Genomic DNA, 23,015 nt, shown 5'->3' with positions numbered 1-23,015 from the left:
AAAGGTAGGTGGAATGGAGTGCATGAAATGAAATGTAGAAAATCTACATTGAACGTGGGTTGTTTTTTAAAAACTGCTGTCATTGCTATCTGTTGGTTGATGACGTGCTCAAAAGCAGTTGCTGTCGAACTTCCCGAATTAACTAGGCAGCTATTCTCACTTCCTGATGCGCAACATATTAGTTTATCTCCTGGCGGCCGGTATATAGCTTCAATTGCACGAATTGGGCGTTTCGCTGAGAGAGTTTCGTATATTGAAATTTTGGATACTGAAACTGGCGAGCGCGAAAATGTATTTGAAATTGACGCGAATGTTCTGGAAGTAGGGCTATTACGCTGGTTGAATAATGAGTCCCTATTAATTGAAGCTAAAAATATTGGAGATTTAACTGATTATAAAGAATTGATATATAACAGAAAAAAGAGAGAATTCAAAGTTTTACAAGAAAAGGGTGTTTTCTTCGAGAGCCACATCAGTGGTGACATAATTTCTATATTGCCAGAAGAGCCAGATCATATACTGGTTCGAGATGGGAGCGATTTTTATAAAATTAATATCAATACTGGCGGCAAAGATAGTTTCGAAGTATTGAGTACGAGGTTTCGTTTTAGTCACGTTATTCTCGATAATCGCTCTTGGCCTCGACTTTTGATTAAAACTGGTAAACAGGCCACTACAGTTTATATTAACGATAAAGAAAGCGGTGCTGATTCGCTTTGGAAATTTAGCAACAAAAATAATGAGCTCATAGAACCATTAGGTTTTGATTCGAGTGGTTGGTTATACGCCGCTAGTTACCAAGCTGGGCGACCATTAATTAGAAAGTATGATGTTGCTAATCGTGATCGTGAAGGTGTCGTTGTCGCACAAGACAAAATTAGCCATGCGCTTGGGAAAAAGATTGTAGACAAAAAAGGAAATATTATAGGTCTACGGGCTGCCTCTTCAGAAGGAGACTACTACTTTTCACGTATTGTAAGAAAGCTTCATAAACAGTGGAACACAGCTCTTTCTGATCTTGATAACACCTTGGTCGATATTAGCATTGACAATACCAAATACATTATCTTATCTAGTGGTCTAAATGATCCAGGTACCTATTACTTTGGAGATTCAAAAACTAATAGTCTTGTGCCCTTTGCTAAAGTTAGAGAAAATTTGGATGCTGATTCTTTACCTCAATCTACGCAGTATTTATTCGATGAAGAGGATCTCCAGTTTGTAATAACACGGCCAGTGCAAACTGATAAACAGGTGCCCTTGGTGGTGTTGCTAGATGGTCGTGTAGTAGGTAGTGATACTGTGTTTAGTAATAACGCAAAGGTCTATGCTAGTGCAGGGTATGCTGTGCTCGAAGTTGCAGCTCCTATCGAACTAGGGAGTCACCGTTACGCAATGTGGCTTTCCGATGTTGACTTCGATGAGTCATATTTTCGATTGATTAAATCCGCAGTTGAAAAAACGTTAGGATTCGATTATGTCGACGCAAATAATTCATGTGTTGTTGGTTTTAACTATGATAGTTACTTCGCTTTGAGAGTTGCACTTGACGACGTTTACGCCTTCAAATGTATCGCAGTCTATAATGCAATTACCGATCCGCATAGGCTCTATAGAAACCTGAATCGAAGAAGCTTTGTGTTATCAGGTTTATTTCGTTCTGATGACAACGAAATAAAAAATAGAAGTCCGATTAACAATGTATATGGCTTAAAGACCCCTATCTTAATGCTAAATCATCCATATCTTTCTTTTTATAGAAAGAAGCAAACCTCAAGATTTTACAAGAAAGCTTCCAAATACGGCGATGAAGTTGATAAGCGAGTAGTCGACTTTGGTTTTGAAAATGGGCGATTTACTTCTCTCTATGAAAGTCTTAACACAGATATTTTAGAGTATCTTTCAAAGCACTTAGACATGTAAGTTCCTGCCTGCTTCCTGGTATGTCGATTTGCATTGGATAACTTAATAGCTAATAAAAAGGCAGATAGCAAGCGCTATCTGCCTTGAATTAACCAGCTTTTACCTGGTGTTTTCGATTTACAGCTCACAGCCTAACGCAAAAAATTCTTCTTCATCAAAGCTAGATAATGCTGTGTAGGTGCTGCGATAGACCGCACAACGGTTTGCTTCGTCTGAAAATTCTTCTGCCATAAATGCGGCGCGAATGGAGTCTGCCGTCATTTCTTCATTTGACATGCGGATGCCTCCGTCGGCGTCTGAATCGAAGATGATCATTTTCGGTTTATTTTCGCCCGCTTGCCAGGGTTGCCATTCCACTTGTTGACCATCACGACCTTTACCTGGGTTGCCGGTGTAGGCAAAGTTTGCCCAGTAAGACATCATCGATTGAGAGAGTTTGTTTCGCGCAGGGATTGTTTCTGGGTCGTAGAGTATGTCTTTGTTGACAAAGCCAATATCCCAATCGCCAAACACTAAGGCCATTTCGGTTGCGTGTGCAGCACCAATGGCGATGGATAGGTCCATACCTTTGTAGGTCGCTTGTTCATCCCAGTCGTAACGATAAGTAAATACGGAGCCACTTTGGTGTGGAACCGCCGAGCGTGCAATGGCGTCAACCGCGCGGAGTTTCCAGAGGTCGGATGAGTATTTTGCAACGCGAATATATTCTTCGGGATCGGTTTTTAACACAGCTTGCCATTTAGGCTCACGGTACATGTAGATGCGTCGCTCGTCGCGGTTTGTGCCAAAGATAATCGGCACTTGATGGTAGTTTCCCTTGGCGAGCGACTCCATAGGGGATTCATGTAAAAGCACAGTACCATCCATGGTTTTCTTGGGGGATGCGTAGTTGCGCGCACTATTGGGGTTATAAAGTTTCAAAAAACTGGCGGCAGGTTCACTATACAGTAGCTCGCGAATGTCGTTTTTTGATAAAGAGGCTTGTACCGCTTTGGCTCCTTCTCGAGTGCTTGCCTTGCCATCACGAATAAGGATTTTGTTAATGATTTCTTTGGAGCTTAGCGCGACGCCAGCAGGGCTTTCGTCGGTAAAGTTAATGGCGCGACTCATTGGCATTGCACTACCGCCGCCACTTTCGGAAATGGCGCGATGGAATAGCCCTTTGGCCATGGGGGAGACCATCAAGGTTAATACGTTACTGGCACCGGCACTTTCTCCAAAAATGGTGACATTGTTTGGGTCGCCTCCGAATGCGGCGATATTATCGCGTACCCACTCGAGACCGCGGATGGTGTCTACCGTGGCCCAATTCCCGCTAGCGTCAGCGCCTGTTGCGCCTTCGTCTAAGATGGCGTCATGGATAAACCAGCCCAATGCACCTAGGCGGTAGTTAACTGCAACCACGATGACATCTTCCTGCTCAGCAAGAAAGCCACCGTTGTAATCCCCCGCGTAACCACTGTTATTGCCGCCGCCGAAAATCCAATACATGACGGGGAGTGGTTTGTCTGGCGATGCATCACTGGGTGCGTAGACGCTAAGGTATAAGCAGTCTTCCGTACCTACCACGCCATCGTTGTCTGGGTCTGCTATGCCCTCGGATAGGACGGATGCAAATTGTGGGCAGGGCTCAATATTTTTGGATGCATCGAAGGTGCCCTCCCAGGGAGTAACGGGCTGTGGCGTCTTCCAGCGTAGATCTCCAACCGGTGGCTGGGCATAGGGAATACCAAGCCATGCACGCGAGCCATTCTCCTGAACGATGCCTTTGATTGTGCCGTCATTGATGGTGACTACAGTCGTGTCTTCAGTCGAATTCAATTGTGTGGGGGCGTTTTGCTCAGCTGAAGCGGCTGTATTATCCGAGATAGTGTGTTCCGGTGTATTGTCACTACAAGCGATGAGGCCTAAAGCTAAAGCGGTCAGAGTGCAATGAGTGACCCGGCGCTTGAGTGTGCATTGTATTGAGAAAGCCATGGCGTTTACCCGTTATGGATTATTATTTGGTTGGTATTCGCAGATTGTACTTCTGCAAATCCCAGATTGAAACGGATCACTGTTCTCGCTAGACGCGTACCATGCCGTTTTAAGTGCGGGTTGCGCCGGGTGATGGAGTTTATTAACCGTCAGTTTGTCTGGTTTGATTATGTGTTGTTGTAGGTGTTTATGTCCCAGTAACTACGGTATTCTGGGCACTTTTGAGGTTTTAAGTTTGCCGAACAGGTAACTTAGTTGAGTGAGGTGATTCTGGTTAGAGTCATCGAAAGGAGACTGTCTATGAAATTAGGTGTTATCGGATGCTTTACGATTCTATTGCTCGCGTTGTCAGCCTGTGGCGGGGGTAGCTCTAGCAGTAGCGGCGCTAGTACTCCATCAGGTACACCCGCCGAAAGTTCGTGGGATACGATGGTTTGGGGTGAAGGTACATGGCAATAATAAAGTCAGTTAAATATAGGGGGGAGGTTATGAGAATTTTAAATTGTTTGGGGCTAATCTTATTGCTTAGTCCAAATGTGCTACACGCCAGCGAAGTTGATGTGCCGAATTCATTTTCGGCTGGCACTGCGGCTGTTGCGGACGATGTCAATGAAAACTTTTCAGCCATAGAAACTGCTGTGGATGATAATCATCAGCTGATTGTTGATCTGCAAGCCCGTATCGAGGCGCTTGAAAATGCGCTGCCAACGGCCGTGGCTATGCCCACATTTCCGTGGGCAACTGAGGGCAGTAATTTTGTTGATATTCAGCTTGATGGGACTAAAGCCGTGTTAACAGTGCGTTTTAATATTGCGATGGACCCTTCATCGTTTGTGTTAGGAGACAACGTCACGGTTACTGGCGCGGGTGGTAACGGTACCGGCACCATGAGTTGGTCTCACGGCAATCGACAATTAATTTTTACAACCGTAGAAGACTTTACTACCTTAAGTCCCTGTTTTTCGGGCGGGTTGGAATACACGATCATGGGGGACGGTGACAACCCGGTATTGGATAATCAAGGCAATCCTCTGGATGGCGATAGAAATGGATTGCCGGGGGGTGATTTTCAGATAACCTACGATATTGTTTGTTAATTATTACCTTAGGTTGCCATTGCCTCTGCTCGCGTAGTGCAGGGGCGGCGGCAACTGACCACGAACAATATTTTTAATGTCATTTTTGCTAAACCAATCAGTGATTTAGTCTAAGCCCTTTCCTGTTGTTAAAAACGAACGTCTCTTTCTTTTGAATCGCCTTTTCGCGCGACATTGTGTTTTCCGTCGGGTTGAACATTCCTATCGATGGGGTTTATGTCTTTAAACAAATCTAGTTGATTGCATTGTAATTGATGGGTTGTTTATAAATTCTAAATAGCCTTGGTGCTATGCGATGCTATAAAGTACTCCGTGATTCCGTTAGTATCGATGACTAAAAATAGTTATTTATCCTCCAGAAGGTAGTGAGAAGATGAAGTCTAAACAAGTGGTATTGGCTAAACGCCCCGACGGTGAGCCAGATGATAGTTGTTTCCGTTTTCAAGAGAGTGAATTACCTGAGTTGAAAGATAATCAGGTGCTCATTAAGGTACTTTGGCTTTCTCTTGATCCGTACATGCGCGGTCGCATGAATGATGCGAAATCTTATGTGGATCCTTTGCAAATTGGCGACGTGATTACCGCTGAGTCAGCAGGCGTTATCGTAGAATCTAAATCCGACAAGTATATAGTAGGGGACTACGTCACTGCTTATACTGGCTGGCAGACGCATTTTGTGATTGATGCTGATGAGCCCCGGTTACGCCCCATTGACTTAAACAATGGCAGTCTGAGTATGCACCTAGGTGTCGTTGGGATGCCGGGTCGCACTGCCTATTGGGGGTTTACCGAAGTTGGTAAACCTAAAGCCGGCGAAACCTTGGTGGTTGCCGCCGCGTCGGGCGCAGTGGGTTCTGTTGTGGGGCAAATGGCAAAAATTCTGGGTTTGCGCGCAGTCGGCGTTGCTGGCGGAGCAGAGAAGTGTGCCTATGTAAAAGATGAGTTGGGTTTCGATGACTGTGTTGATTACAAAGCACCGGATTTTGAAGCAAAACTAGCCGCCGCATGCCCCGATGGTATCGATGTGTATTTCGAAAATGTCGGTGGTGACGTTAGCGAGGCGGTTGCTAAGTTACTGAATACGGGTGGTCGTGTTCCAATTTGTGGTTATGTCTCTGCGTACAATTCCAAGCAGGGCACGAAGGTGCGTACACCCTTTGATATTTTTGGCGAGGCTCAGCATGTGCCGGAACATCGTTTCTTTGTCGTCACAGAGTGGGATGATCGCTGGCTAGAAGCGTCTACTCAACTAGGTCAATGGGTGAACGAAGGCAATATCAAGTTCAAGGAATGTGTTGGTGAAGGCCTTGAAAATGCCCCAGAATTATTCCGAGGTTTACTGAAAGGTAAAAACTTTGGTAAGCAATTAGTGAAAATTGCTGAAGAGTAATATCTCGCATCGCAGGGCCTTCGCTAAGGCTCTACTTTCCTTCCTCCAGTCAAACCCTTTTTTACACTAAATGCCAGGCGAATGGGCGTCTAGCATGGTAGCCTCTCGATCTTCTAATCACATTTGATGATCGAGTATGGGTATGCGACTTTCAATTTCTCTATCGGCTTTATTCTTGTCTCTGAGTATGACGGCTTTTGCCGAACGGGTGGTAGAGCAAGGTCACTTCCACCACGTGCGGCTCAATGTTCAGGATGTGGAAGAAACGCGCACTTTCTATCAACAATTTTTAGGTGCGACCGCTGTTAACTTCAACAATAAAACGCCTGGCCTATTTACTGAGCGATCGTTTATTTTGATGAACAAGGTTGATAAACCTGCGATATCAAATCTGAAAACATCGCTTTGGCATATTGGCTGGAGTGGAGTCGATGGTCCGAATGAGTACGCGTGGTTGAAAAGTCAGGGTGTTAATTTTTATACGCCTTTAACCCCGTTGGGCAAAAATCATTTTATGTATTTATTTGGTCCAGATGAAGAAGTTGTCGAAATCTATACTGGTGACAAACATCATCGTTTTAATCATGTGCATATTTTGGCTAGTGATGTCCAAAAAACCACGGATTGGTTGAAGTCGGCTCTCGCGCTGTCCGAAATCCAGATACGAAAATTACCGAGTGCCTTCATCGTCACGGTTGATAATGTGCAAATTATTGTCTCACTCAATTCCGATCGTTTGCGGCCACCCGAACAAGGACCCGAATTGCTGCCGACTGATGAGAGTACTATCGCTCATATTGCGTTCTCCTTTCGCGATATTCAAGCCGCTTATGAGCGAGTGAAGTCATCGGGTTTAGCCATCGAATCTGATATTTCCGTTAGCGCTTTGCATGGTTTGCCCAGTTTTTTTGCTCGTGCAACGGACGGCATTTTAGTGGAGTTTGTTCAAGCTAAACCCATTCCCGATGGTATTTGGGAGTAGTTCTGCAAATCGATTAACCTAAACTACGGGTTCTCTACTCAGGTTCTATACTCGAGTTCGCTTTAATCTCTCGCCTCTAGCCGAGAGTCTATTTGGTGCCATTGGTGTGATGTTCTTTGGTTCTTGATAGCTCTTCCTGCGCTTTAATGACCGTTGTTGTAGCCCATTCCTTTCTGATATGCCTGGGTCTGCTGAGCGTTGACGGCGCTCAAGGTAGAGGCGGGGCGCTTTTGATCTCTTGTACGCCTTTTCGGGTGTTTAAATAATTTAAATGTGGCCTCTGTTTAATATACGTTATTCGGGCGATTATAATAATTTTGCGGTATTAAAAATAATCCGCTAAGCTCTCTTTGTTTGTTTTAGATTGGCTTTTGTCATAATCCCGCCTGTTGCACCTCCAATATCGCGATAACTCGTCAGTAGTGTCTAAACTTAAAGGCAAATGTTGTGAAAGCGCTTTGGTGCATAGAAGGGAGGTGGGAATGCAATTGCAATCAGCAACGGCTGATGATCAAGAGGTTTCTCTCGCGGAAGAAGAGTTTATTGTGAGTAAAACCGATACCAAAGGTAGGATAATCTATGTTAATCGCACGTTCATGAGGATTTCAGGGTTCAGTGAGAGCGAGCTGCTTGGTAAACCGCATAACGTGATTAGACATAGCGATATGCCTCGCGCGGTCTTTCGTGTCATGTGGAATACACTACAACAAGGTGAGGAGTTTTTTGGCTATGTTAAAAACCGCTGTAAAAACGGAGGCTACTACTGGGTATTTGCCAACGTAACGCCAGTACATTCAATTTCTAACGAGTTGATAGGCTATTACTCTGTACGTAGACAGCCCACTCGATCAGCGATCAATAAGGTCATTCCTCTTTATCAATCCATGTGTGAAATCGAACAGCGTTACAGTGGGCAGCAAGCGATCGACGCTTCACTTAAATATTTTCAAGGCGAAATGGATAAAAGGCATACGGACTATCTTTCGCTAATACTCAGCATTGAAAATCAGGAGCCGACATCATGACGATAAAGGCACGCCAAAACCAAGGGGTAAGCGCTAGGTTTTTCTTTCTCAGTACATTGCTGACTGTGTTTATTGCCTTTGTGTCGCTTTCCAGCCTTTTGTTCGCGGGCATTGTTTATTTCTCGGGCGCATTTGGTGTATGGGTCTGGCTTTTTCCCGCGTTTACTCTGGCTCTTGCTACTTATGTTTTTAGGTTGTTTTCGAGAGTGCTATTTAGTTGTAATGAAATATTTTCAACACTAAAAGAGGCTAATCGAGGTGAGTTCAGTCAGCGTATTGTTAACTTACGGAAGATGGGTGAGATTGGAAAGATCGGTTGGGAGGTTAACGAGTTTTTAGATATCGTTGAGTCTTATTTCAAAGAAGTTGATGCATGCTTTCGAAATGTGTCAAAGGGTGATTATCGTCGCAAGGCTTTGTATCGAGGCCTACCCGGTCAGCTCAAAACATCGCTTTTACACATAAACGATTCCATTTGTAAAATGCAACACAACTCCGAGTTAGTCACGACGAATGAACTTCATTCACAGTTGCACTCAAATAATATTAATAACTTGATACTGAATATGCGAGAAACACAAAAAGATATTGCTGATATCGGTGAGAGAATGACGGGGATTGAGGAGATTGCCAAAAGGACTGATACGGCGGCTACAGAAGGGCAATCTGACGTTGTTTCGATGGCTTCAGCCATTTCTGATGTGAACAAAATTATTCAAGAGGTGGCCGATGTTATTGCTGCCTTAGGCGCGGATAGCGAAAAAGTAAAGGAGTCTATTTCGTTTATCACTGATATTGCGGATCAAACCAACTTGCTCGCTTTAAATGCGGCAATCGAGGCTGCTAGAGCAGGAGAGCAAGGTCGCGGTTTTGCGGTCGTTGCCGATGAGGTGAAGGCGTTATCGAAGCGTACTATTACTGCGGCTATTGATATTACCGACACGATTGGTTCCTTCACAAAAATTGTGAACTCAACCATCGATAAAGCCAATACGTCCGCTGAAGTCGCGCAAGAGATCGATAGCAAAATGGGAAGCTTCAAGACGCAAATCGACTGTTTTTCAGAGGGTGCACGCAATACCTTGGATTCAGTGAACTTAGCGAAAGATAAGTCTTTAAGCGCCTTGATCAAGGTCGATCATATAATATTTAAGCAAAATGGTTATATCGCATTAAATGATGCTGCAAACGAAGACGCGAAATCGGCTGTTAACGTTAGTCACCGAGATTGTCGACTGGGTAAATGGTATTACGAGGGTGAGGGTAAATCTCTCTTCAGTAGCACTCAGGGTTACAAAGCATTGAAAGCACCTCATGCGCTGGTACATGAATCTGTTCAAGAGGCTATTGCACTTGCACAGGAAAACTGGCGGGAAAATAATGAAATTAAAGCCAGGATTGTGCAAGCTATGTTGAATGCTGAAGTTGAGAGTCAGTCGATTCTTCGGTTTCTAAACCAAATGGTGGAAGAAAAACACCGCTAAATATTACCAAGCAGTTTCGAGGGGTACTGTTATCATAGAGGCCCTTAAAAGAACCTATCACTCAAATCGCCCAAGCTAGTTGAAAGAACATTACATAGTGCCAATAAACCCAGTGCCAATAAACCTAGTGCCAATAAAAAAGCCCCGCTGATTTTCACCAGCGGGGCTTTTTGTTTGTCAGCTATGTAATGAAATTACTTAGCTTCGCGTTTTGCTTTCTCAGCCGCAATCACTTCTTCAGCTACGTTTTGTGGGCACGCTGAGTAGTGAGAGAATTCCATTGAGAATTGGCCACGACCAGAAGTCATAGTACGCAAGCTTGAGATGTAACCGAACATTTCTGAAAGTGGTACATCAGCTTTAACGCGAACACCGGTTGAGGCAGGCTCTTGGTTAGAGATCATGCCGCGACGACGGTTAAGGTCACCAATCACATCACCTACGTTGTCTTCTGGGCTGAATACGTCAACTTTCATTATTGGCTCGAGTAGTTGCGCACCCGCTTTTGGCATGGATTGACGGAAAGCACCTTTCGCTGCAATTTCAAACGCTACCGCTGAGGAGTCAACGGCGTGGAAGCCACCATCATGCAGGTTGATAGCAACGTCCAATACAGGGAAGCCCGCCAATGGACCGGTTTCCATCATTGATGCGAAACCTTTTTCAATCGCTGGGAAGAATTCCTTCGGTACGTTACCGCCCACAACCGTAGTGGTGAAGGTGAAGCCAGAGTTTGGCTCGCCTGGTTCCATGGTGTAGTCGATCTTACCGAACTGACCAGAACCACCCGATTGTTTCTTATGGGTGTAGCTATCTTCGATCTTCTGCGTAATGGTTTCGCGGTAAGCTACTTGTGGTGCACCTACTTCAAGCTCAACGCCGTAAGTACGCATCAAGATGTCTACTTTAATATCCAAGTGAAGTTCACCCATACCTTTAAGAATGGTTTCACCTGAATCGGGATCAGTTTCAACACGGAAGCTTGGATCTTCAGCAACCATTTTACCGATCGCGATACCCATTTTTTCAGTTGAGCCTTTGTCTTTCGGCGTTACCGCGATAGAGATTACAGGCTCTGGGAAGACCATGGCTTCAAGCGTACATGGGTTGTTTTGATCACATAGGGTGTGACCAGTTTGCACGTTCTTCATGCCCACGATCGCGATGATGTCACCCGCTTGAGCACTGTCTAGCTCGTTACGCTCATCAGCTTGCATTTCTACCATACGGCCAACACGCTCGGTTTTACCAGTGAACGAGTTAAGGATGGTGTCACCTTTCTTTAATTTACCGGAGTAAATACGAACGAAGGTGAGGGCACCGAAACGGTCATCCATAATTTTGAACGCTAGAGCACGGAAAGGCTCATCGGCAGATACGGTAGCAAAGTCACCAGTAGGTTCACCTTCTTCGTCAGTCAACGGTTGTGGGTTAACTTCGGTTGGGGAAGGCAGGTAGTCAACAACTGCGTCTAGCAATAGCTGCATACCTTTGTTCTTGAACGCTGAACCACAGTAAGTTGGGAAGAATTCAAGCTCAAGGGTACCTTTACGAATGCACTTCTTGATGTCATCGATTGAAGGCTCTTCACCTTCCATGTACGCCATCAATAAGTCGTCGTCCATTTCAAGCGCGGTTTCGATCAACTCTTCGCGGTATTTCGCTACGTCATCTGCCATGTCAGCAGGTACGTCAGTGACTTCGTAATTTTCTGGTTGTCCAGTTTCGTCCCAAACGTAGGCTTTGTTGCTCAACAGGTCAACAACACCAGTGAAGGTATCTTCACGACCGATTGGCAAGGTCATAACCAAAGGCTTGGCACCAAGCACTTTCTTGATTTGGCCTACAACTTTTAGAAAGTCTGCACCTACACGGTCAAGCTTGTTGACGAAGATGATACGAGAAACTTTTGACTCGTTCGCATAGCGCCAGTTAGTTTCTGACTGGGGCTCAACACCACCAGAGCCACAGAATACGCCGATGCCGCCATCGAGTACTTTAAGTGAGCGGTAAACTTCAACGGTGAAGTCAACGTGCCCGGGGGTGTCGATGACGTTGAAGCGGTGGTTGTTCCAGAAGCAACTAACGGCTGCCGACTGAATGGTAATGCCGCGCTCGGCTTCTTGGTCCATAAAGTCAGTGGTAGATTCGCCTTCGTGAACCTCACCGATCTTATGGATCTTACCGGTCAACTTCAGGATACGTTCAGTGGTAGTGGTTTTACCGGCATCAACGTGGGCGAAGATACCAATATTTCGGTATAACGATAGGTCTGTCATGGTGTTCTCTACAATCCGGGTTGAAAAATTGGGCGCTAATATACATGAACTTTAACCATCTTGCGCGCCTAGATGAGCAAGAATCGCATTTGGTTTACCTAGAATTGGCTATTTGCCCTAAATCCTTCCGAATTTAAGGCGAATCGGGGTCTAAAAGCTTCGATTTCTGGCGAGCTGTCGCGAGGCCAAACCATACAATTTGCATAAAGCGCCCTGGTTTTCCCGCTCTAGGGGGGGAGGAAGCAGTACGAAGAGACAGGTTGACCAGGTGACCACGCACTTTTTGGGGTGCCTTACAGGCCGCACTAAAGACCGCAGTGCCTATAGCTGTATGCTGCCACCCGCCAATTACCTCAGTGAGCCAGAAAATCACCGCATAAAATATTGGTTTAGCGGTTTGTGCAGTGACATGTTCCAGCAACTAGACCGGTCTATCTACTCTCAGAGGCCTCTGCAAATTGGCGTTTTTGAACCTCTCATCTGCCTTTTATGGCCAATTGTTCCGCTGAGTCATCCACTACGGGGTTCAACGCGTATCACTTAGGCAGCAGCACCCATGGCCTGGGTGTTGTTGGGGCGTGTTGAGCGAAGGCTGGTTTAGCACACAACTAGAGCGATTGTATGTAGGGGGCCATATGCGGCTGAAAGCACCCTGTCAGGGGATTGATTTCCACACCACGGATATTTATGGAAATCCATTTAAGCTAAGTGATCATTTGGGTAAACGGATTATGCTGTCCTTTTTCCGCGATGCGGCTTGTCCCTTTTGTCACTACCGAGTTTATGAGTTGACTCATAACTACCAGCTTTGGAAAGAGCAAAACTTGGAAATTATCGCTGTTTTCAGCGATACCCCTGAGCAAGTGCGGCGTTACGTTGCGAATCATCCGCGCCCCTTTACCATGCTGGCTGATCCAGACCTCGACATCTATAACCATTACGGAATTGAGCATTCTTCGAGTGCTTTATTCAAAGCTATGTTATTCAAGATGCCTCGTATTATTAAAGGGATTTTGAAAGGAGGGCGTCCCAGCAACAATCCTCACGTTCGCTTGGTTCCAGCAGATTTTTTGTTTACCGAGGACGGTCGTATTTCGCAGGTCTGGTATGGGCGCGACACGGCGGATCACATTCCGATACCGCATATTCAGGCGTTTATTCGTGAAGGAGATGCCAAAAATGCTGTTCGATATGGTGTTCAGCAGCGTAGGGCAGCCTTTTCTACTCGCGGAAAAACAGTCGGCACATAAAGGGGTGATTGCGCGAGACGAGTGAACGCAGTAGAATTCCATCATTACAACGGCGCCGATTTGAATCAGCTTGCGGGCGCGTTAAAAATACCGCTAAACAGATGATAAGACGAATTTATCAAAACCTGCTTAGCGACCGAGTCCAAGCAGGTTTTTTTATGCCTGCGATTTGAGTATTAGTCATACTGTTCAATGGCTTATTAATAGTAGGAGGGAGTCATGCCTATTCGTTTACCCGATACCTTGCCGGCGGTGTCTGTACTGCAGAGGGAAAACGTATTTGTTATGTCTGATCAGCAGGCAGAGACGCAAGATATACGTCCGCTCAATATCTTATTATTGAACTTGATGCCTAAAAAAATTGAGACGGAGATTCATATTCTGAGAATGCTCTCGAATACGCCGCTGCAACTCAATGTCGATCTAATGCGTATCCACGACAAACCGTCAAAGCATACCTCCATCGAGCATATGGAAACCTATTATAAAGATTTCGATGCGGTTAAGGACAACTTTTACGACGGCATGATTATTACGGGTGCTCCGCTCGGTGCGGTCCCATTTGAAGATGTTATTTTCTGGAAAGAAATGCAGCAGGTAATGGACTGGAGTAAATCACATGTTACCTCGACGATGTTTTTGTGTTGGGCTGTTCAAGCGGCGATGTACCACCATTACGGTATAGAGAAACGCGTAATGGATAAAAAGGTGTCAGGCGTCTATCGACACCACCTAACGGCTCCGCTAAGCCCAATCGTGAGAGGGTTTGATGATGTTTTTGATGCGCCGCATTCCCGCTACGCGGAAATCCCACTGGAGGATATTGCTAAACACTCCGAACTTGAGCTAGTCGCTGTGTCTGACCAAGTCGGTGCGTACGTCATGACACGTTTGGATGGGCGGCAAGTTTTTGTGGTCGGCCATTCGGAGTATGAACCGCAGTGCCTAAAGGATGAATATGAGCGTGATTTGGACGCGGGGATTAATCCGTCAATTCCAGAAAATTATTTTCCGGATAATGACCCATCGAAAGATCCCATTGTCACCTGGAAAAGCCACGGTAATTTATTGTTTGCGAATTGGCTCAATTACTACGTGTATCAATTGACACCGTTTGATGTGACAAAAATAAAGTCATTTTAGTAAAACAAAAAGAGGAGCAGGTTGCTCCTCTTTTTTTATCTGGGTATTGCAAATTTATTAGAAGCTGGCTTCCAACGAAATTGACCACTGGCGAGGATCGCCATAGGTTTGCACACCTTGATCACGAATGTCTGCGCGCGAGATATATTCTTCGTCAAAGATGTTGCTGCCAATAACGTAAACGCCAAAGTGCTCGGTTTTATAGCCAAGCTTTGCGTTCACCAGTGTGCGTCGGTCATTAATCGGCGACGTTTGTCCCACCGCGGCGAGCGATGAATCGGCGTAGTTGGCATTGGCATTGGCAAAGATACCTGTACCTTGGTCGTAAGTGATACCTAAATTACCTGTCCACTCTGGTGCATTCGCAAAAGCAGTTCCGGCAACGTCTTCGTCAACAAATTTATCAAATTCTGTTTTTGCATAACCTAAACCACCGTAGAGAGATAATGATTCGGTGGCGGCAAATTGTAGATCGATTTCAATTCCTTGCACATGGGATTCACCCGCGTTTTCTGTCTTGACATCAAACTGGCCTTGATCCCCGTAGACTTCAACTTGCTGATCTTTCCAATCACTGTAATAAATATTAGCGTTGGCAACGAGGGTATTGTCTAGCCAGGCAGAGCGTAGCGAAAATTCGTAGTTATTTAAGTACTCTGCGTCGTAAACATAAATTTGATTTCGAGCGACGTTTCGGCCAACGCCGCCAGAGCGGTAGCCCTGTTGAGCGACAAAGCTTGTGGTGATGTCATCATTCCAGTGGTAACTCACGCCCACTTTAGGGAGGAATTCATTAAAGTCGTCACTGACTTTTAGTGATTCGCCCGAGGCATCATCTACTAATCCAAGCAAGTAATTGTTTAGAGCAAATACAGCACTATCAAACGGAGCAGGGTACAGAACAGGGTTAGGTAAGTCTGCTGCATTGTCCAGGGTGTATAGAGAGTTGGCGCTATTTTCTTGCTCTTCGTAATCCCAACGTGCTCCGAGAAGAAGATCCCAGTTGTCGCTTAGTGTTACAGTCGCATCCGAAAATAGAGCATAGTTCTTAACAGCGGTATCAAACTGGCTGTCGACGCCAAGGATAATGGGGTCGGCCGCACTATAAAATGACAGTAATTGTTGCGCTGTGGTTACAGGTACAGAGAAAAATGCGGCCACTCTATCGGGAGTAACGCCTGCTTCGGCAAAGGTGAGACGACGTTGACCAACAGCATCGTCATCGACGGAGTTATCTGAATAATAGATGCCAACAACGCCGTTAACACGTTCGTAATTAAATGTGGCTCTAAACTCTTGGGTAAAGGTTTCTTCGTTGCGATCATCAACCTGAACCAAACTGGGTGGGGTACTGGTACCATCACCGTCCCATTCGTAACCATAATCGATATCGGAATAGCTGGTAATCGACATTAATGACCAGTTATCTAAGTCGTAGGAAATTTCTTGGTTGGCAATATAACCATCGTTAAATTCCAATGTGGGTGAATCGAAGTCGAGGTAACGATAGCCGTACTGATTGTCTGCAGCGGGGTCCTCAGAGGTAAACTTTACGCCGCGTTCATTATTGAGCGCCGTATACCCCCATTTAAGTTCGAGGTTATCAGTGGGTGCCAGCAGTAGCTTGCCACGCACGTTTTGTTCGTCGATGTAGTCGCTGTTTTTACCGGTCGATAGAAATTCGTTGAAACCATCGAGTTTGTTTTGTTCCGCACTAATACGAAAGGCCAATAAATCGTCCACAATAGCGCCACCAAAGGCCGCAGCCACTTCTTGCTGACCATAATCACCCAGTGCTACACGCGCTTTACCATCCCATTCAAAGCCAGGATCTTGGGTGTTAACAACGATAGCACCGGCTAGCGCATTACGGCCCTGTAGTGTCGACTGCGGGCCGCGCAACACTTCCACCTGATTGACGTCCCAGGTGCTAAAACCGCCTTTTTGGACAACACGGTAGGGCAGTGGTGCGTTGTCTTGGTAGACCGTCGCGAGATAGCTGTTGCCGCCACCCGATACGTTGAACACATCAATACCGCGAATGGTGAAGCCATTGTTAGGCTGGCTATGGACGTTAGGGGTTTGTTGAAGTACGTCGTCCATGTTGAGAATTTGCTGGTCAATCATCATTTGTTCAGTGATAACCGCGACGCTAGAGGGGGTATCCTGCACAGACCGGCCGACTTTTTCACCGATCACAATGATTTCATCCATGGTATTGGTGGCCAGGGCACCATGGACCGTGATGCTGCTCGCAAGTGATACCGCTATGGCGATTGAGCGTCGCTTGGTTTGAAGGGTTACGGGGAGGTACATAGTTGGCGTCCTATAAAAATCAGAGATGTTTGAATTAGATGCAAATGATAATGATTAGTATTACAATAATCCAGAAGATCATCATTTAAATTTAACTATTGCAGGTGGCGGTATAGACTTCCGTCCCTCTATCTCTTGGTTATCGTGCTATGCAAGATTCCCCTCTCTTTAGCGCCCCTGTCCCTCGGGTGGTGGCGTGCGTTTTTGGTGTATTCGTCACCACCATCTTTGTGACGGCCGGTGCAACGGTGTACATCCCGACTAACGAGATTGATCGAATTGGGGTCCCAGCTTTGCTGTTTCCGGTCGTTTGGCTGCTATTGCTTGTGGCTTCGGTACTTATAAAAAAGATCTGGGCGGTCTGGGGGCTGCTAGGTGGGATATCGGCGGTTCACGCTTTCATCATCTTTTCATACCTTGTTGGGGGCTAAACGAATGCAGCGTGATACCACCAAAAAATACTACGTCTTGCATAGCTGGGTTGGGGCTCTGACGGCGATACTCTTGTTTGTCATCGCGTTTACCGGTGCTGTCTCAGTGTTTGGGCGCGGTGAGTTGAAAGTCTGGGCGAACCCAGAGATTCGTGATTATCAGCAGCACGATTTTGCGGCGATAGAACAGTTGGTTAAGAAGCACGCTGAAAAGGTTGGTCCAGAATATTGGGACCACATTGAGGTATTTTTGCCGGGTCCACACGGGAATAGTCAGCTAGCGATTATTTTTGAAAATGAAATCATCGAAGATGGGGTTCACCGACATGATGTTGTTTGGTTTGATCATCACCCTACCAATTTAAGCCTTCTCAAAGAGCGACAGGGCGACTTCAGGGAGCTGCTCGATACTCGTCGAACTGACATGGCCGATTTTATTGTCGGATTTCATGCCGATCTACATCTTGGCTCGCCTTTGGGATTGATCTTAACCGGTCTCTTGGGTCTCACTTTGTTTGCGTCGGTCATCACCGGCCTATTTATTCATCCCAAAATATTAAAAGATTTATTTGTGTTTCGCCCATGGCGTAGCTTGCGCTTGCTGTTTACCGATACACATAAAGTGCTCGGTGTTTGGGGGCTATTGTTTCACGGCGTTATTGGGTTTACCGGAGCTTTCTTGGGGTTGGCGACGGTCGTTCTTATTCCTGTCGCAGCCTTGGTCAGTTTTGAAGGTGATCAAGAGCGTTTGGTGGAGACATTTCTTCCCGAAGTTGAACCGGTCATTACGGAAGTATCCACGGATATGCGTTTTGCAGACACATTGTCGCAACTCGAAATGAATGAGCCAGAGCTCATCATCGGTCGATTCACGCTCTATGGTTGGGGTGACGAAGGTGCGGTAATGGCGCTATCGACACTGGGTAGCGGTAAGCTCAGTGGAGAAACTTTGGAGTTTAGTGCCGTTACTGGCGATTTTATCAATCGTTACACGAACTTTGGTCGACTTGAAGGCGTATCTAAATATGTGCTGGATGCTATGGCGCCGCTGCACTTCGGCAACTTCGCGGGTGTGTGGGTCAAGGGTTTGTGGTTCTTCTTAGGTTTGAGCACTGCATTAGTCGCTGCAACCGGAATGATGATTTGGATTGAGCGGCGCGCTTTTGGCGCGGAGGGTTCTCTATCGTTAAAAAGTTATCAATGGATTAGCCGTTTAACCGCGGGAGCGTGTGGCGGCATTGTTGCTGCCACATCTAGCTTGTTTAGCGCGCAACTTATTTTATACGTATTAGGTATGCACTATGGTAATTTAACGAGCGTGATAGGCCTAATATTTTTTGGTGTTTTTTCTGTGTCACTTGTGTGGTCAGTTTTCCGTGGCAACGCCTACCAAGTTACTAAAGACTTATTAATCGTGAGTGGCCTGCTGTTGTTATTCGCATTGGTGTTTAATGGCGTTGCCACGGGTGACTGGATTGTCAATTCAATAAGTGACAGTCGCTGGATAACCGTAGGTGTTGATATTGCGTTGTTGGTTTTTGGCGTCGGGTTGATTGTTGCTGGGCTGTATTTGCCTGCCCAGCGACCGCAGCGTGAGCGTATGAGCCAAGATAAAAAAATATTTCTTGCGAAGGAAAAACCTAAACACGCTGAATCCGAGGTTGAGTTGGTATGAGTATCACTTTAGGTGTAATTGCTATATTACTGGCAGTTACGGGCCTGCTCGCATTTATAAGCACTAGGTCAAATACGCTTAGACAACAGCTCGTACGACGCGTCGGTGGTGTTCTAGGGTTAGTGATTAGTTTGCTAATTTTGTCGCGGCTCAGTGGTTTGCAGCAAGCACCATTTATTTGGGTAGGGATAATTAGCTTAGTGGGCATGCTAACGGTACTCGTACAAGGGCTTAATCAAGGGCTTAAAAGGTAGCTTTAGTGACGGGCCGATTCGTATATGCGTTCTCATTGCTCTGCTTATTGCAGATGTAGTTCTTGCGACGTGTATTTTTGGTAGACTAGACTTGTGAATAAAGGAGGGCTATCCTTCTTTGAATTACCAGTTTAGGCAGCTACACAATAACAATATGCCAACGGCCAGGACGTTAGATCTTAATATCGATAATTACCGCGTTAGCGCTCAAGAAGTTTTGAGTTTGCTTTCTGCGTCGATTGACGCTGGTATGGATTTGCAGACCTTGTTACTTGAGTTAAAGCTACCAGGTGACTATATCGACGACCAATCTAGCACTATCAGCATCAATGATTGCTGGCGCATTTTTAATGCTCAGTACAATCTAGACTCAGAAGAGTCCCACCATTTATCCCAAAGGCCATTAACGCGAGGAACTACGCGTTTAGTGTTTAACAATTTAGTTCATTGTGGAAGCCTACAAGAAGCGCTGAATACTATAGCAAATACTTATAATGTGGTTCACGGCGGTGAATTTAATTTTGTTAAAAAACATGGCCAGACACTTCGGTATGTGGTTGATGACCGGAACTTTCACTATGCGGGAACACCACAAATATTTGCGATCGAGTTCGCACTGCTTCGAATACATTGTGCTGTAAGTATTTTAGCTAACAAAGTTTTGAGACTTAAAAATGTATCTACCATTCGCCGTGAACTTCCTTCTTACCATAATCACTTGGCACTTTTCGGTTGTAAGTTGTCTACGGGGGAAAGTGTTTATGAATTGGTATACGACATTGAGGATGCCGACCAATCACTTTCAAATTCCTTAAATGTTGATATTAATGGCAACTTGTTTGGGCCTTACCTCCATTTTTTAAATGATAAAAACCAAAGCCCGCTAGACGGTGATTTTGCGTTACAAGCAAGGCACGTTCTGGATGAGCACTTTGCTTTGCACCAACAGTGCGATCAAAGTAGTGTCGCGACAGCGCTGCATGTTAGCGTCGCGACCTTGCGTAGACGATTGCAAGCGGAAGGCCTGACTTTTAGAGCGCTGATAGATGAAGCGAAGGCGGAACAGGCAGCGAGCGCACTTTACGAGTTCAAATCGAGTGAAACTGCTGCGCAAATGTTGGGGTATTGCGATAGTCGTAGTTTTAAAAGGGCATTTCGTCGGTGGCATGGAGTGAGTCCTGCTGAGTACATGAGATCCCACCATATTCGCTAAATTACGTTAACCAACCGCACTTGTTTGAGAATTATCGACTCTAGCAGTGTGAGCGAAAATGACCCCTAAAAGTCGATCTTAGCTGTCATATCGCAGTACTCCCTACCTCATTACAGTAGATGCTAACCCTAATGCTTATTTTTAGTGTCTAACTGGAGGGTGTCATGCCAAATTATTTAAAAAATATAACAAAAGGTTTCTCCCGAAATTGCGCCAATTCATCACGTCGCTTGCCACTAATGTTGCGTAATTGCGTGATCCTTCAAGTCCTATTGTTACCCCATATTACGTCCGCTCAATCGAGTGATACGGTGTTAGACGAGGTAATCGTTACTGCCGAAAGAAGGGAAGGCAACCTGCAAGATGTTGCCATCGCCGTGAGTGCGTTATCAAGCGAAGAACTCTCGATCAAGCAGGTGGATAATATTGGAGATTTGCAGTCATTGGTTCCCAATTTAAGTGTCCATGTGGGTGACGCCAACAATGCCGTTGTATACATCCGAGGTATTGGGCAAATTGATTCAATTGCCTTTTTCGAACCTGGTGTGGGTATCTATCTAGACGATGTCTATTTAGGCCGTGCGCAGGGAGCTTTTTTGGATGTCATTGATGTAGAACGAGTCGAGGTATTAAGAGGCCCGCAAGGTAGCCTTTATGGCCGAAACACTATTGGTGGCGCAATCAAGTATGTATCTACGTTACCTACAGATGAATTTAGTGGTAACGCATTGTTTACCTCTGGCGACTATGGTCGACGAGATTTCAAAGCAACGGTTGCAGGCCCGCTTGCTAGTGATAGAGTTCGAGGACGTTTCACCGTTGCTCATATGGAGCTAGAAGGCTACGCAAGAAATACATTCGATGGTGGGAGAGATGGTGATCGTGATACGGACTTTGCTCGCGGAGTATTGGAATTTGATATTACCGATAATCTAAATCTAGTACTTGCTGCGGACTATTCCGATAATGATCCGCAACACTCTCGCACGCCATCAAAAGAAACGCCGATTACCATTCCTATTGTTGATCCATACACGTTTGGTGTTTCGGTACAAACCTATCAAGCGGATGAAGACCCTTTTACCGTTAACGCTGATTTTAATACCACCGAGTTTACTGAAACAAAAGGCTTCAATGCGAATGCGACTTGGGATATTTCCGATACGTTAAGCCTTAAATCTATTAGCGCCTATCGTAATTTAGATTACGGTACAGAACTCGATCTTGACGCAACGCCTATTAATGCCTTCAGTATTTTTTATTTTAATGAGCAGGAGCAAATTTCTCAGGAATTCCAATTAAACTACATTAGCGACTCCGCTTCGCTTGTAACAGGCGCCTACCTTTTTCAAGAGGACGGTTCGACATTTGATGGTGGAGCATTTGGTAACTTCCTTATAGGTTTTGCTGGGGAGGCGGAATTCAAAACCACTAGTTATGCACTGTTTGGGCAGCTAGATTTTGATTTTACTGAAAATCTGACCGGTATCATTGGTTTTCGCTATACAGAAGAAGAGAAAGAATACTATCGAATCATTGAGGATTTTGATTTAACGGCGTTGGCTGGAATTTCCATTGATGGGGTGACCGGTGACGTTAGTTATGCAGATGAATCATTGTTAACACCTCGAGCAATGGATCTCCAGCTGGGCGGCCCGATAGGTATTGCTAGGCCAGCCGCCGAACCAGACCCGGCTAGCTTCGATAACTTTTCACCAAAATTCGGTATTAAATACTCGCTAAGTGATGATACTAATCTTTACGCGACTTTTTCTACTAGCTTTAAAAGCGGCGGGTTTAACGGCAGGTTGGCTGATGGTCAACTGGAACCCTATGACGAGGAAACCCTCACTAGCTACGAGGCCGGTATAAAAACCACGCTCGCAAATAATCGAGTGCGCCTAAATACAGCGATTTTCTACAACGACTATAAAGATCTCCAGGTTAGTAGCTTTAAAGCGACCGAAGACGGCAGCTCTTTACTTCCCGTGTTTACTAACGCGGGGGAAGCGGTTATGCAAGGTTTAGAAATCGAGATGACTACACGGATAACCGAAGAAATCACCTTAAACGCAAATTTGGGATACTTGGATGCCGAATACAAAGAATTTTTTGCTGGCTCCGATCCAGTGACCAACACCGCCATTGATGTTAGCGATGACCGAGAAATTGTAAACGCGCCTAAGTGGGATGCTTTGCTTGGTATTACCTACTACAAACAAGTGGGAGAACTGGGGTATATGACCTTATCGGGTGATCTCAGTTACCGAAGCAAAACTTACTTGGAAGTTAACAGTAGTGAAAATCTCGCTCAAGATGCTTACTCGGTCTTCAATGCACTGCTTTCTTTCGAAACTATGAATGAATCCTGGCGCTTCACACTTGCAGGTAAAAACTTAACTGACGAAGAGTATCGAACCCACGCATTCGACCTGTCTGCTTTTCCTGGGGTTGAGTTGGGTTACTACAATGCACCACGTACTTACAGTGTGAATGTCCTTTATAAATTCTAGTAGCTGACTGCTGGCGCTATTGCGCAATACAGGGATGTATTCTTTTTGGCTTTCGGTTTTATT

16 protein-coding genes, 1 pseudogene and 1 riboswitch are annotated in these 23,015 nt (G+C 45.5%); of the genes and pseudogenes, 14 read left to right on the top strand and 3 right to left on the bottom strand.

Annotated features, from left to right (window positions below):
* Positions 1 to 18 precede the first annotated feature (18 nt).
* Positions 19 to 1,923: an alpha/beta hydrolase family protein gene (locus ACZ5NB_RS12080; RefSeq protein ID WP_464107549.1), complete on the top strand. Its 1,905-nt coding sequence runs from the start codon at positions 19 to 21 to the stop codon at positions 1,921 to 1,923.
* Positions 1,924 to 2,040: 117 nt separating this feature from the next.
* On the opposite strand, the gene ACZ5NB_RS12075 is transcribed toward ACZ5NB_RS12080, so the two are convergent.
* Positions 2,041 to 3,900 (bottom strand): carboxylesterase/lipase family protein, encoded by a 1,860-nt coding sequence (locus ACZ5NB_RS12075; protein WP_460233870.1) that lies wholly within the window; start codon positions 3,898 to 3,900, stop codon positions 2,041 to 2,043.
* A gap of 300 nt (positions 3,901 to 4,200) precedes the next feature.
* Between ACZ5NB_RS12075 and ACZ5NB_RS12070 the strand changes: the two genes are divergently transcribed.
* The 6 genes and pseudogenes from ACZ5NB_RS12070 to ACZ5NB_RS12045 all read left to right on the top strand — a co-directional run.
* A complete protein-coding gene (locus tag ACZ5NB_RS12070) occupies positions 4,201 to 4,359 on the top strand; it encodes a hypothetical protein (RefSeq protein ID WP_460233869.1) in 159 nt (52 codons plus the stop codon).
* A gap of 29 nt (positions 4,360 to 4,388) precedes the next feature.
* Positions 4,389 to 4,997: a hypothetical protein gene (locus tag ACZ5NB_RS12065; RefSeq protein WP_460233868.1), complete on the top strand. Its 609-nt coding sequence runs from the start codon at positions 4,389 to 4,391 to the stop codon at positions 4,995 to 4,997.
* Positions 4,998 to 5,370: 373 nt separating this feature from the next.
* A complete protein-coding gene (locus tag ACZ5NB_RS12060; protein ID WP_460233867.1) occupies positions 5,371 to 6,387 on the top strand; it encodes an NADP-dependent oxidoreductase in 1,017 nt (338 codons plus the stop codon).
* A 142-nt stretch (positions 6,388 to 6,529) separates the two neighbouring features.
* On the top strand, positions 6,530 to 7,369 hold the full coding sequence (locus ACZ5NB_RS12055; RefSeq protein WP_460233866.1) for a VOC family protein: 840 nt from the start codon (positions 6,530 to 6,532) through the stop codon (positions 7,367 to 7,369).
* 482 nt (positions 7,370 to 7,851) lie between these two features.
* Complete coding sequence (locus ACZ5NB_RS12050; RefSeq protein WP_460233865.1) at positions 7,852 to 8,394, top strand: PAS domain-containing protein; 543 nt, start codon at positions 7,852 to 7,854, stop codon at positions 8,392 to 8,394.
* A gap of 689 nt (positions 8,395 to 9,083) precedes the next feature.
* Positions 9,084 to 9,731 (top strand): annotated as a pseudogene (locus tag ACZ5NB_RS12045) (methyl-accepting chemotaxis protein); the annotation flags it as partial.
* 341 nt (positions 9,732 to 10,072) lie between these two features.
* Here the strand turns inward: ACZ5NB_RS12045 and fusA are convergent.
* Positions 10,073 to 12,157 carry an elongation factor G gene (fusA, locus tag ACZ5NB_RS12040; protein WP_460233864.1) on the bottom strand — a complete coding sequence of 695 codons (2,085 nt, stop codon included), beginning with the start codon at positions 12,155 to 12,157 and terminating at the stop codon, positions 10,073 to 10,075.
* Between the two features lie 635 nt (positions 12,158 to 12,792).
* Here fusA and ACZ5NB_RS12035 point away from each other — a divergent pair.
* Positions 12,793 to 13,407 carry a peroxiredoxin family protein gene (locus ACZ5NB_RS12035; RefSeq protein ID WP_460233863.1) on the top strand — a complete coding sequence of 205 codons (615 nt, stop codon included), beginning with the start codon at positions 12,793 to 12,795 and terminating at the stop codon, positions 13,405 to 13,407.
* A gap of 42 nt (positions 13,408 to 13,449) precedes the next feature.
* Positions 13,450 to 13,525, top strand: a riboswitch (SAM riboswitch).
* Between the two features lie 101 nt (positions 13,526 to 13,626).
* A complete protein-coding gene (locus ACZ5NB_RS12030) occupies positions 13,627 to 14,550 on the top strand; it encodes a homoserine O-succinyltransferase (RefSeq protein WP_460233862.1) in 924 nt (307 codons plus the stop codon).
* 57 nt (positions 14,551 to 14,607) lie between these two features.
* Here the strand turns inward: ACZ5NB_RS12030 and ACZ5NB_RS12025 are convergent, their stop codons facing one another.
* Complete coding sequence (locus tag ACZ5NB_RS12025) at positions 14,608 to 16,866, bottom strand: TonB-dependent receptor (RefSeq protein WP_460233861.1); 2,259 nt, start codon at positions 16,864 to 16,866, stop codon at positions 14,608 to 14,610.
* A gap of 149 nt (positions 16,867 to 17,015) precedes the next feature.
* On the opposite strand from ACZ5NB_RS12025, the gene ACZ5NB_RS12020 reads away from it, so the two are divergent.
* From ACZ5NB_RS12020 to ACZ5NB_RS12000, 5 genes are all read left to right on the top strand, one after another.
* Positions 17,016 to 17,297 carry a hypothetical protein gene (locus tag ACZ5NB_RS12020; RefSeq protein ID WP_460233860.1) on the top strand — a complete coding sequence of 94 codons (282 nt, stop codon included), beginning with the start codon at positions 17,016 to 17,018 and terminating at the stop codon, positions 17,295 to 17,297.
* 4 nt (positions 17,298 to 17,301) lie between these two features.
* Entirely contained in the window at positions 17,302 to 18,972 is a 1,671-nt protein-coding gene (locus tag ACZ5NB_RS12015) for a PepSY-associated TM helix domain-containing protein (RefSeq protein WP_460233859.1), read from the top strand.
* A complete protein-coding gene (locus ACZ5NB_RS12010; protein ID WP_460233858.1) occupies positions 18,969 to 19,226 on the top strand; it encodes a hypothetical protein in 258 nt (85 codons plus the stop codon). The genes ACZ5NB_RS12015 and ACZ5NB_RS12010 overlap by 4 nt, the downstream gene beginning before the upstream one ends.
* Positions 19,227 to 19,344: 118 nt before the next feature.
* Positions 19,345 to 20,439 carry an AraC family transcriptional regulator gene (locus ACZ5NB_RS12005; RefSeq protein ID WP_460233857.1) on the top strand — a complete coding sequence of 365 codons (1,095 nt, stop codon included), beginning with the start codon at positions 19,345 to 19,347 and terminating at the stop codon, positions 20,437 to 20,439.
* Between the two features lie 164 nt (positions 20,440 to 20,603).
* A complete protein-coding gene (locus ACZ5NB_RS12000) occupies positions 20,604 to 22,952 on the top strand; it encodes a TonB-dependent receptor (protein ID WP_460233856.1) in 2,349 nt (782 codons plus the stop codon).
* The last annotated feature ends 63 nt before the right edge of the window (positions 22,953 to 23,015 follow it).

The organism is Aurantivibrio plasticivorans (genome assembly GCF_055392955.1).
Note: the sequence above shows the minus strand (reverse complement) of the source record. Positions and strands in the feature narration are given on the sequence as shown.

What these genes read in the sequence shown, in the direction of transcription:
- ACZ5NB_RS12025 (WP_460233861.1), bottom strand. Translation starts at nt 16,866, where the DNA reads ATGTACCTCCCCGTAACCCTTCAAACCAAGCGACGCTCAATCGCCATA.
- ACZ5NB_RS12015 (WP_460233859.1), top strand. Translation starts at nt 17,302, where the DNA reads ATGCAGCGTGATACCACCAAAAAATACTACGTCTTGCATAGCTGGGTT.
- ACZ5NB_RS12060 (WP_460233867.1), top strand. Translation starts at nt 5,371, where the DNA reads ATGAAGTCTAAACAAGTGGTATTGGCTAAACGCCCCGACGGTGAGCCA.
- ACZ5NB_RS12065 (WP_460233868.1), top strand. Translation starts at nt 4,389, where the DNA reads ATGAGAATTTTAAATTGTTTGGGGCTAATCTTATTGCTTAGTCCAAAT.
- ACZ5NB_RS12010 (WP_460233858.1), top strand. Translation starts at nt 18,969, where the DNA reads ATGAGTATCACTTTAGGTGTAATTGCTATATTACTGGCAGTTACGGGC.
- fusA (WP_460233864.1), bottom strand. Translation starts at nt 12,157, where the DNA reads ATGACAGACCTATCGTTATACCGAAATATTGGTATCTTCGCCCACGTT.
- ACZ5NB_RS12070 (WP_460233869.1), top strand. Translation starts at nt 4,201, where the DNA reads ATGAAATTAGGTGTTATCGGATGCTTTACGATTCTATTGCTCGCGTTG.
- ACZ5NB_RS12055 (WP_460233866.1), top strand. Translation starts at nt 6,530, where the DNA reads ATGCGACTTTCAATTTCTCTATCGGCTTTATTCTTGTCTCTGAGTATG.
- ACZ5NB_RS12050 (WP_460233865.1), top strand. Translation starts at nt 7,852, where the DNA reads ATGCAATTGCAATCAGCAACGGCTGATGATCAAGAGGTTTCTCTCGCG.
- ACZ5NB_RS12030 (WP_460233862.1), top strand. Translation starts at nt 13,627, where the DNA reads ATGCCTATTCGTTTACCCGATACCTTGCCGGCGGTGTCTGTACTGCAG.
- ACZ5NB_RS12020 (WP_460233860.1), top strand. Translation starts at nt 17,016, where the DNA reads ATGCAAGATTCCCCTCTCTTTAGCGCCCCTGTCCCTCGGGTGGTGGCG.
- ACZ5NB_RS12035 (WP_460233863.1), top strand. Translation starts at nt 12,793, where the DNA reads ATGCGGCTGAAAGCACCCTGTCAGGGGATTGATTTCCACACCACGGAT.
- ACZ5NB_RS12000 (WP_460233856.1), top strand. Translation starts at nt 20,604, where the DNA reads ATGCCAAATTATTTAAAAAATATAACAAAAGGTTTCTCCCGAAATTGC.
- ACZ5NB_RS12075 (WP_460233870.1), bottom strand. Translation starts at nt 3,900, where the DNA reads ATGGCTTTCTCAATACAATGCACACTCAAGCGCCGGGTCACTCATTGC.